The sequence below is a fragment of the Streptomyces sp. UW30 genome (assembly GCF_008042075.1).
Classification (GTDB): Bacteria; Actinomycetota; Actinomycetes; order Streptomycetales; family Streptomycetaceae; genus Streptomyces.
Map to the genome: position 1 here is coordinate 125,443 of NZ_RDBN01000053.1, position 8,611 is coordinate 134,053.

The window sequence follows — 8,611 nt, forward strand, 5'->3', positions numbered from 1 at the left end:
GAGCGGGGCCGTTCCCGTGCGTTCGGAGGAAGATCAGCTCTCCTCGGAGCGGCCTTCCATCGCCAGCAGCTCCTCGTTCGGGATCGCGCCCCCGAACCGCCGGTCGCGCGAGGCGAACTCCACGCAGGCCCGCCACAGGTCGCGCCGGTCGAAGTCCGGCCACAGCACGTCCTGGAAGACCATCTCGGCGTAAGCGCTCTGCCAGAGAAGGTAGTTGGAGGTGCGCTGCTCACCGCTCGGGCGCAGGAACAGGTCCACGTCCGGCATGTCCGGGTAGTACAGGTACTTCGCGAAGGTCTTCTCGTTGACCTTCGACGGGTCCAGCCGGCCGGCCCTCACGTCCTCCGCCAGCGCCTGCGCGGCGTCCGCGATCTCGGCCCGGCCGCCGTAGTTCATGCAGAAGTACAGCGTCAGCTTGTCGTTGTCCTTGGTCTGCTCCTGGGAGATCTCCAGCTCCCTGGCGACCGACTTCCACAGCTTCGGCATCCGCCCGACCCACCGCACCCGGATCCCCAGATCGTCGAGCTGGTCGCGGGTCTTGCGGATGAAGTCGCGGTTGAAGTTCATCAGGAAGCGCACCTCGTCCGGCGACCGCTTCCAGTTCTCGGTGGAGAAGGCGTACAGCGAGATCGCGCCCACGCCCATCTCGACCCCGCCCTGGAGCACGTCCAGCACCCGCTCGGCACCGACCTTGTGCCCCTCGGTGCGCGGCAGCCCGCGCTCCTTCGCCCAGCGGCCGTTCCCGTCCATGACGATCGCCACATGCTTCGGGATCAGCTCACCCGGGAGCTTCGGCGCACGGGCACCGGACGGATGCGGCTCCGGCGCCTTGTACTCCCGACGCTGCCGCCCCAGGATCCCGCGTACGACCATGTGCTTCTCGTCTCCCTTACTTTTCCACGTATCGAAGCGAACGCAGTCCGCGTTCCAGGTGCCAGTGCAGATAGGCAGAGACCAGGCCGCTGCCCTCCCGGACGTACCGCGGCTCGCAGGAGTCCGCTGTCTCCCAGTCTCCCGTAAGCAGCGCACCGAGCAGTTCCAGGGTCTGCGGCGACGGTACGACGCTACCGGGCACCCGGCAGTCGACACAGACCGAGCCTCCGGAGGCGACCGAGAAGAAGCGGTTCGGTCCGGGCATGCCGCATTTCGCGCAGTCGCTGAAGGTCGGGGCGTAGCCGTTGACGGCGAGCGAGCGCAGCAGGAAGGCGTCGAGCACGAGGTGCGGCGCGTGCTCGCCGCGCGAGAGCGTCCGCAGGGCCCCGACCAGCAGCAGATACTGCTGCACCGCCGGCTCGCCCTCGTGGTCGGTGAACCGCTCGGCGGTCTCCAGCATGACGGTACCGGCGGTGTAGCGGGCGTAGTCCGTCACGATCCCGCCGCCGTACGGAGCGATGGTCTCGCTCTGCGTGCACAGCGGCAGCCCGCGCCCGATCAGCTCGCTCCCCCGCGCGAAGAACTGCACGTCGACATGGGAGAACGGTTCGAGCCGGGCACCGAACTTGGACTTCGTACGCCGCACACCCCGCGCCACGGCCCGCACCCGCCCATGCCCACGAGTGAGCAGCGTGATGATCCGGTCCGCTTCCCCGAGCTTCTGGGTGCGCAGCACGATGCCGTCGTCGCGGAACAGACTCATGGGTTCATTCTCGCGTACGGCACGACTCAGCGGGTGCGGTCGGGGTGGCTGATCGCGTCCCAGGGGGCCTGGTTCCACGGGCTGGAGCGGTTCGCCGGGTCCAGCAGGGCCCGCAGATGCTCGTCGGCGACCGCCTGCGACGCCGGCAGATCGGAGTCCCCCGCGTCCCGCAGCCCCGCCCGCCACACGTGCCGGCCGAGCAGATAGTGATCGGCGTACTCCTGCCAGGAGGCGTACTGCCTCACCACCGTCGGCACGATGTTCTTCAGCGCGGTCCAGGCATCGCCCTCGTCGATCAGCCCGCAGGCGAAGCCACGGCGGGTGATGTCGACGTACAGCGCGGCATCCCAGGCGAGCGGAGACACGCCCGTCTGCCGGTACGCCCGCGCCCGGTATCCGCTGCGGGACAGGTCGTCGAGCCGACCGACCAGCTGCTCACGCGAGGTGATCTCCCACTGGTCGGCCAGCCAGCGCCGGGCGCTGTCGTCGTCGATCCGCACATACGGGTACAGCGTCGTCCGCGAGGCCCCCTTGTCCCGGCTCACCGGCGCGCTCAGCGACACCATCCACAGCTGGTGCGTGGTGAGCGGCACAGGGTAGCGGCGGGCCGCCTTCACACCACGCCTTCTCCATCTCCACAAGGCCATGCCGCCGCACCCTATGCGCACGCACCTACGTCAAGGAACCTCACCCCTGCTGCGTGCGTTCGCGTACGAGGTCGCGGCGCGCAGCCGCTCGGCGGGCGTCGCGCCCCGAACCGACGCCGGCTCGACGTCCCACTCCTTGCCTCCGCCGTACGGTCTCAGCTGCACATACGGCCCCTCATGTCCCATCACGATGCCGATCCGACCCGAACGAGTGTCGACCACATACGCCCCGATAGGCGGCTTCAACGCAGCACCGCCGCGAGGCGCTGCGCGATCTCGACGGAACAACGGCCCAATTCGACGAGCGGGCACGGGGCCTCACGCGCAAGACTCGCCGGATCGATCCGGAGTGTCGGGAGCGTAATTCCTGCCTTCTCCAGTGCCGCCCGCAATTCCTTCACTGCTTCCTCCGCTTCTTCGACGCAGCGCGCCGAGTGTGGTGCCGTCACCTGACTCCCCTGGAATTCGGGTTTCACTCTTTCCAACTCCATGGTGACCTGCGACACCTAGACTCGGCAGGAGTCTGTGCCCTACAAGTGCAGGGCAGTACAAGGGGGTTGGCCATGGCCAACGGTTCGCGTCAGGCGGCGTGGGAGTTCTTCGGGGCGGAGCTGAAGCGGCGGAGGGAGAACGCCGCGATCACTCAGGTGGAGTTGGGTTCCCGGGTATTTGTCTCCGGTGGATACATCGGCCAGTTCGAACAGGCAATTCGAAAGCCTCAGCTCGATGTAGCGCGGCGGATTGATGAGTCCCTGCAAACCGACGGTATTTTCGAGCGGCTTTGGCGAAAGCTCATCAAGGACCTGCGGTACGCGGATTACTTCGCCAAGGCTGCGGAACTGGAGCGGCTCGCGACGAAGATCTGCGAGTTCGCGCCCGCGCTGGTGCCGGGCCTGTTGCAGACGGCTGGGTACGCGCGGGCGGTGACCCTGGCGATGAACGCGTTCGCGACGGACGAGTACATCGAGGACAAGGTATCCGGCCGACTGGAGCGCCAGCACATCCTCAAGGACGCAACAAGGCCCGTGTATTGGGTAGTCCTGCACGAGAACGTGCTGCGCATCCCGGTCGGCGGCCCGGGGGTCATGGCGGAGCAGCTGGAGCGGGTGGCGGCGATGGCGCGGGAGCGGACGGTGCTGGTGCAGGTGCTGCCGTATGCGGCTGGGGCGTTTGCCCTCATGAACGGCATGCTGGAGTTGATGGAGTTCGAGGACGCCCCGCCAACGGCCTATACAGAAGCCGTGTATTCGGGGAATCTGCTGGACGATCCGGCTGTGGTGAAGCGCGCGTACGCGGCATACGATCTGATCAGGGCCGTCGCGCTGTCGCCGGAGGCGTCCCTGGCCCTGATCGAGTCGGCGGCGGAGGACTTCAGACGATGCGCGAGTACGACCTGAGCAACGCGAGCTGGCGCAAGAGCACCTACAGCGACGGCAACGGCGGCAGCTGCGTCGAGGTCGCCGACGGAGTCCCCGGTGTCGTCCCTGTCCGAGACTCCAAACTCGCCTCGGACAGCCCCGTACTCCTCATACCCGCCCCCGCCTGGGACGGGTTCCTCACGTTTCTGAGGTGACCCGCGGAGCCGTCTGCTGACGCTCCGCCTCTGCCCACAGCTCGGTGAACTGGGTGATGTGGTCCTCGATATGGTCCGGCTCGGTACTCAACAACGTACTGTCCGGGTTGTTCTCCTGGTCCGGCTTGGTCTCGTGGCAGAGTTCGCCGTCGAAGACGATGAAGTCGCTCACCCTGGGGTTGGACTGCATCAGTGAGCGCACCGCGATACGCGCATCGATACCCCGCCTGCGATGGCTCTCGCACAGCGCTCTGAGTTCGGACGTGACCTCGTCGGGGTCCCGCACGATGAACAGGCGCCGGATCTCCACGCCGCGCCGCTTGATCGCCTTCTCCTGCGCGGCGAGGTACCGCTCGGCCGGCCCGCTGGTCCAGAACTCCCGGTCCACCGAGGTGCTGGTGGCGTCGAGGGTCATCTTGACGCAGTCGGTGATGTCGATCAGCCACTCGTGGTTCTCGCCGGGGCAGTCCGCGCTGCCGCTGCCGAGCCCCTCCATCATCTTGGCGAGGCGGCCCAGCTCCTTCTCGGCGAAGGCCTGCACGATGTCGCCGCCCTGCTCACGGACCTTGGTGTAGCCGAGGACCAGCCGGGTCACCTCGTCGGACCGCAGCACCGAACCGTCGACCTGGCTGAACAGCGTCGTCGCGGCGAGGATCTCGTTGAAGCGGGTGTCGACCTTCTCGAACCGCTCGCCGAAGTCGATGAGGAACTGCACGATCAGTGCCGCGCTGCCGATGACGATGGACGCCACCCACTGCCAGATGTTGCCGTCGTCCTCGTTGAGAATGCTGGTCAGCAGGAAGGCGCCGCCCGCCGCTGTGGCCGTGATCAGGATCCGCCAGAACATCCTGGGCATGCGCTGTTCCTGACGTGGTACTGGGTGTCCGTTACTTCCCGCTCCTAACGATGATGCTCCACTCATCTCTCATCCCCCGTCGGGTATCTGGTTCGGTACCGCTCCTCAGCGTGTGCTCAGTGCCTGGTGCGGTGTCGCGACGGCCTGGAGGGCCAGTCGGTCTCGGATGCGCCGGCTCAGGTTCTTCCACTGGCGGGAGAAGCCGGGTTTCTCTTCCAGCACGTCCCACAGGTGACCCAGCGCGGGGTCCACGTGCGCGCGCGGCATCCACAGATGCAGCAGATGTACGACGACCGGATGCAGCGTCTCGACCACGGAAGGCCCGTCCGTCGCGCCGAGCCTGCTGTTGTCAAGCATGTGCTGAACAGTCGTCAAAAGCCAGTCGTGCAGGGCGAGATCTTCGCAAATGCCCGCCGCGGATGCCGCCGGGATGTGCTCCGGCAGCCGTAGCTCCATGGTCCGCAGCCCGCCCTCGGCCACCGTGAAGCTCACCAGGGACGCCGGCTCGCCGTCGGAGGTGCGGTACGCGACCCAACGCAGCCTCGTGGGGCTGGACTTGAAGGGCACCCGGCGGTCCAGCAGCGGGTGGCGGCGGAGCTGGGCCAGCAGGCCCTCGGAGATCATGCCGAGGTCGAGCTCACCGCGCCGGGCGCCTTGCAACACCCCCTCGGCCGTGGCCTGTTGGGGCAGCTTGCCGAAGGGCTCGACGAAGCCGGGCCTGACGAGGTACTGACCCCAGGTGCGGCGGGTGTCGGGGCCGACGGCCGGGACGCTGAAGTACGCCGTCGACTGCAGCAGCCGGCCCTCGGTCAGCGCCGCGCGGGCGGCGACCGTACCGACGGCGCGGACCTTGGAGCCGTTGGCAGCCGGAAGCCGGCAGTCCACGCCGGTCAGGACCTCGGGGGAAAGGACGTACAGGGAAGGCCGCTCGGAGACCCGGACGTGTTCGTCGGCGCGCAGCCGAAGCAGTTGGACGGCGGCCCGGCTGTCCAGCGCCTGATGGGACGGCAGCAGACAGGTGCGCACCTCGCCGCAGGCGAGGACCGACCGCGCCGGTTGTCCGAAGGCCGCCGTCATCTCAGGTCCCCTCAGCCTCGGAGGAGTCGCCGGGCTCCTCGTAGAAGACGTAGGTGGCGCGCTGTGCGACCGCCGCGGGAACCGGCATCCCCTCGCCGGCGGACCGCTCGGCGACCTGCTGGAGCGCGCCGGCGTCGACGTCTATCTGGTCCAGGATGAGCCGTACGGCGTCCTCGACGGCGAGGAAGCGATTCGGCACCAGGGTGCAGGTGCGGTACGCGCTGAAGGCGGCCTTGGTGTCGGTGAGCCTGATCAGCGGCGACAGCCGGTCCCAGTCGTGCGGGAACTCCCCGCCCTCCCACTCCTTCGGCAGCAGCACCGGCTGGCCGAGGTGCCGTAACAGGCCCAGCCTGGCGAGCTGCCATACGGCGGCCAGGAACGGGCAGGACCACAGCCGCCGTCCGTCCTTCTCGGACCACAGCTCGACGTCCATGAAGATGGAGTGGTTGCGGGCCGCGGTCTCCTGGGCCGGTTCCCAGCCCTTGACCTCGCCGAGCGCGCTGCGGGACGTCGAGGGCGTGCGCTGGCCGTTGGCGAGCCAGCCGGTCTGGCTGACGGACGGGCGCGAGCCGTAGCTGCCCGGCGGCGGCGATTCGACGAGGCGGTGCATGACGGACTCGGCGAGTTCGACCCGGTCGGCGACCGCGCAGGCCGACTCGCGGGCCAGGTAGTCGATGACGAGGCCCGCCTTCTCGGCCTCTTTGAGCACCATCGGGATCAGCTCGGCCGGTGTGGAGAAGCGGGTGAAGTAGTCGTCGATCAGGAAGCAGGTGCTGATCCGCGGCCGCTTGCTGCGCCGGGCCGCGGAGGCCCGTACGGCGTCCACCCAGATCCGCACCTCGGCGAAGTGCTCGGCCAGCCGCTTGGGGCCCGCCTCGAAGTCCTCCATGTAGAGGTGGCCCAGCTCCAGCGAGAGATGGGCCAGCGGGACGGACTCGGTGCGCCGCTGCGCGGTGGTCTCCTGGAACACGGCCTCACTCACGCCTGCTCCCAGTACTTGTCGTCGGTCAGGCGTCCGGCGAGCTGACTCAGGGCCTGCCAGGTCTCCTGGTTGGCGATCTGGCTGTCGAGCACGTCCTCGTCGGTGATGAGCTGCTCACGCCACTGGAGGACCGGTTCGAGCGGCACCGAGCCGAGGACCTGGCTGTAGCCGATGCCGTGCGTGGAGGAGAGCTGCTTGAGGTCGCCGTCGGTCTTGCGCATCCATGCCGACTGGGTGGGCGAGACCTGCGACCACAGCGGCGACTCGGGGTCGGGTACGGCGGCCCGCACGAAGCGGATCGCGTTGCGCAGCTCGTCCTCGCCATGGCCGCGCTCGACACCGCCGGCGACGATGCCCCGCTTGCCGAAGACCAGGCTCGCGGCGGCCCCCACGTGCTGGCGGGTCCAGCGGTGGAAGACCAGCCAGCGGGCCGTGACCTCGCTCATCTCGGACTGTGCGGTGGCCTCCAGGACCATGTCGACGGCGTAGGAGCGGCCGGCGCTGAGGTCGACGATGACCAGGTCGAACTCGTAGTACAGCGTCATCAGCAGGTCGACGCAGCGGCGCAGGTTGTCGTCGCTGGTGGCGAACTCGCCGCCGCTGACGTCACCCGGCATCAGCACCAGACGTCCGCTGCCCGGCGGCGGGAACCGCAGCACCTGGTGCTCCGTCTCGGCCCACACGTCGATCCGGGCCGGTTCGCTGACCTCTCCTATGAGATAGGCGTGCAGTCCGCGGTCCTCGGTGGCCTGGCGGGCGTCGCCCACGTCGAAGACGGCCGCCGCGGTGGGCGAGCCGAAGTCGAAGTCCAGGTAGCAGACGTCGTCCCCGGCCATCGCGCGGTGGTAGGCGAGGTTGGCGCTCGTGACGGAGCGGCCCGTGCCTCCTTTGTCGGAGGCGGCGAAGATCAGCACGGTTCACACTCCCCGGTCCGCGGCTTCGCGGGCACGGGCGAGCGAGTCGAGCTGTCCCAGCACGTCGAGCGTCAACGCGTAGGCCGTTCCCGGCTGTTCGTCCACGAGGGTGCGGGCGCGGCGCAACTTGACCTCGATGTTCCTGAGCTGCATCCCGTGCCGGCCGGCGTCCGAGGGCGCGGGTTCCATCTGTTCGTTGCCCAGCAGGTGGGCGGACTCACTGAGCAACGCCCTTGCCAGCTCGGTGAGTTCGAGGCTGCGGATCGGGGGCTGGCGGTACATGGCGTGGGCCTGGACCATCACCTCGGTGACCCGCTCGGTGATGCTCCACGACACCGGTACGCGCCGTTTGTGGATCTCCGCCTCGGGATAGGCGGCGTGCACGTTGTCCCACAGGCCGGCGCCCTCGCCGTCGCGGATACGGCGGCGCCACATGTGGTCGAAGATGTCCTCGGCGAGCCGGAGCAGCCGGTCGTGCGAACCGAGGTTGCGCGACAGCGTGCACAGCTGGACGGTCCGCTTCAGCAGCTGGGCGGAGAAGTCGGTCATGGCCCAGGTCATGGGCGGTCCGAGCCGCTCGCTGCCCTGCAACGGCAGGGCGACGCCCATGTTGTGCAACTCGTGGACCATCGGGTCGTCGCGTGTCATACGGCTGGTGATACGGCCGCGCTCGGCGAGGCGCTCCATGACGCCGACGGTGCGGGTGAGGTCGTCGTCGGTGGCCCGGCGGCGCATCAGGTCGTGCACAAGGATGGCCGCGACGGACAGGGAGAAGTACTCGGACTCCAGCTTCTGTCCCGTCGTACGCCAGGGGATGTCCTCCAGGGGCCAGCGGTCGTCGTCGAAGCGGGCGATGCGGGACCAGTACTGCTGGGTGAGTTCCCACCGCAGCCGGAGCGCCTCGGCGAGCCGCTGCTGTTCGGTGT

At 68.5% G+C, this 8,611-nt stretch carries 12 protein-coding genes; 2 read left to right on the plus strand and 10 right to left on the minus strand.

Translation table 11 applies throughout. The features are described from left to right. Nucleotides 1–33: 33 nt before the first annotated feature. From EAO75_RS34705 to EAO75_RS34725, 5 genes are read right to left on the minus strand one after another with little or no spacing between them, the layout of a single operon-like run. Entirely contained in the window at nucleotides 34–873 is an 840-nt protein-coding gene (locus EAO75_RS34705) for an isoprenyl transferase (protein WP_147999135.1), read from the minus strand. 16 nt (nucleotides 874–889) lie between these two features. Beyond that, the gene (gene recO / locus EAO75_RS34710; protein WP_147999136.1) at nucleotides 890–1,636 is read right to left on the minus strand and encodes a DNA repair protein RecO; all 747 of its coding nucleotides are present in this window, start codon (nucleotides 1,634–1,636) and stop codon (nucleotides 890–892) included. A 26-nt stretch (nucleotides 1,637–1,662) separates the two neighbouring features. After that, on the minus strand, nucleotides 1,663–2,283 hold the full coding sequence (locus EAO75_RS34715; protein WP_147999137.1) for a DUF1266 domain-containing protein: 621 nt from the start codon (nucleotides 2,281–2,283) through the stop codon (nucleotides 1,663–1,665). A 30-nt stretch (nucleotides 2,284–2,313) separates the two neighbouring features. After that, entirely contained in the window at nucleotides 2,314–2,529 is a 216-nt protein-coding gene (locus EAO75_RS34720) for a hypothetical protein (RefSeq protein ID WP_147999138.1), read from the minus strand. Beyond that, nucleotides 2,526–2,759, minus strand: coding sequence for a hypothetical protein (locus EAO75_RS34725; protein ID WP_410092542.1), 234 nt, complete (start codon nucleotides 2,757–2,759; stop codon nucleotides 2,526–2,528). Before EAO75_RS34725 ends, EAO75_RS34720 begins: the two co-directional genes overlap by 4 nt. An 87-nt stretch (nucleotides 2,760–2,846) precedes the next feature. On the opposite strand from EAO75_RS34725, the gene EAO75_RS34730 reads away from it, so the two are divergent. Further along, the gene (locus tag EAO75_RS34730; protein ID WP_147999139.1) at nucleotides 2,847–3,680 is read left to right on the plus strand and encodes a helix-turn-helix domain-containing protein; all 834 of its coding nucleotides are present in this window, start codon (nucleotides 2,847–2,849) and stop codon (nucleotides 3,678–3,680) included. Continuing rightward, nucleotides 3,662–3,856 carry a DUF397 domain-containing protein gene (locus tag EAO75_RS34735; protein WP_147999140.1) on the plus strand — a complete coding sequence of 65 codons (195 nt, stop codon included), beginning with the start codon at nucleotides 3,662–3,664 and terminating at the stop codon, nucleotides 3,854–3,856. The genes EAO75_RS34730 and EAO75_RS34735 overlap by 19 nt, the downstream gene beginning before the upstream one ends. On the opposite strand, the gene EAO75_RS34740 is transcribed toward EAO75_RS34735, so the two are convergent. From EAO75_RS34740 to EAO75_RS34760, 5 genes are all read right to left on the minus strand, one after another. Beyond that, the gene (locus EAO75_RS34740) at nucleotides 3,840–4,712 is read right to left on the minus strand and encodes a DUF6879 family protein (protein WP_261989556.1); all 873 of its coding nucleotides are present in this window, start codon (nucleotides 4,710–4,712) and stop codon (nucleotides 3,840–3,842) included. The genes EAO75_RS34735 and EAO75_RS34740 overlap by 17 nt on opposite strands. A 105-nt stretch (nucleotides 4,713–4,817) precedes the next feature. Next, nucleotides 4,818–5,789, minus strand: coding sequence for an SCO2521 family protein (locus tag EAO75_RS34745; RefSeq protein ID WP_147999142.1), 972 nt, complete (start codon nucleotides 5,787–5,789; stop codon nucleotides 4,818–4,820). Nucleotide 5,790: 1 nt separating this feature from the next. Continuing rightward, entirely contained in the window at nucleotides 5,791–6,771 is a 981-nt protein-coding gene (locus EAO75_RS34750; protein ID WP_147999143.1) for an SCO2522 family protein, read from the minus strand. After that, complete coding sequence (locus tag EAO75_RS34755; RefSeq protein WP_147999144.1) at nucleotides 6,768–7,685, minus strand: SCO2523 family variant P-loop protein; 918 nt, start codon at nucleotides 7,683–7,685, stop codon at nucleotides 6,768–6,770. The genes EAO75_RS34750 and EAO75_RS34755 overlap by 4 nt, the downstream gene beginning before the upstream one ends. Nucleotides 7,686–7,688: 3 nt before the next feature. Continuing rightward, nucleotides 7,689–8,611, minus strand: a 923-nt coding sequence (locus EAO75_RS34760; RefSeq protein WP_261989557.1) for an SCO2524 family protein, incomplete at its 5' end; no start/stop codon positions are given.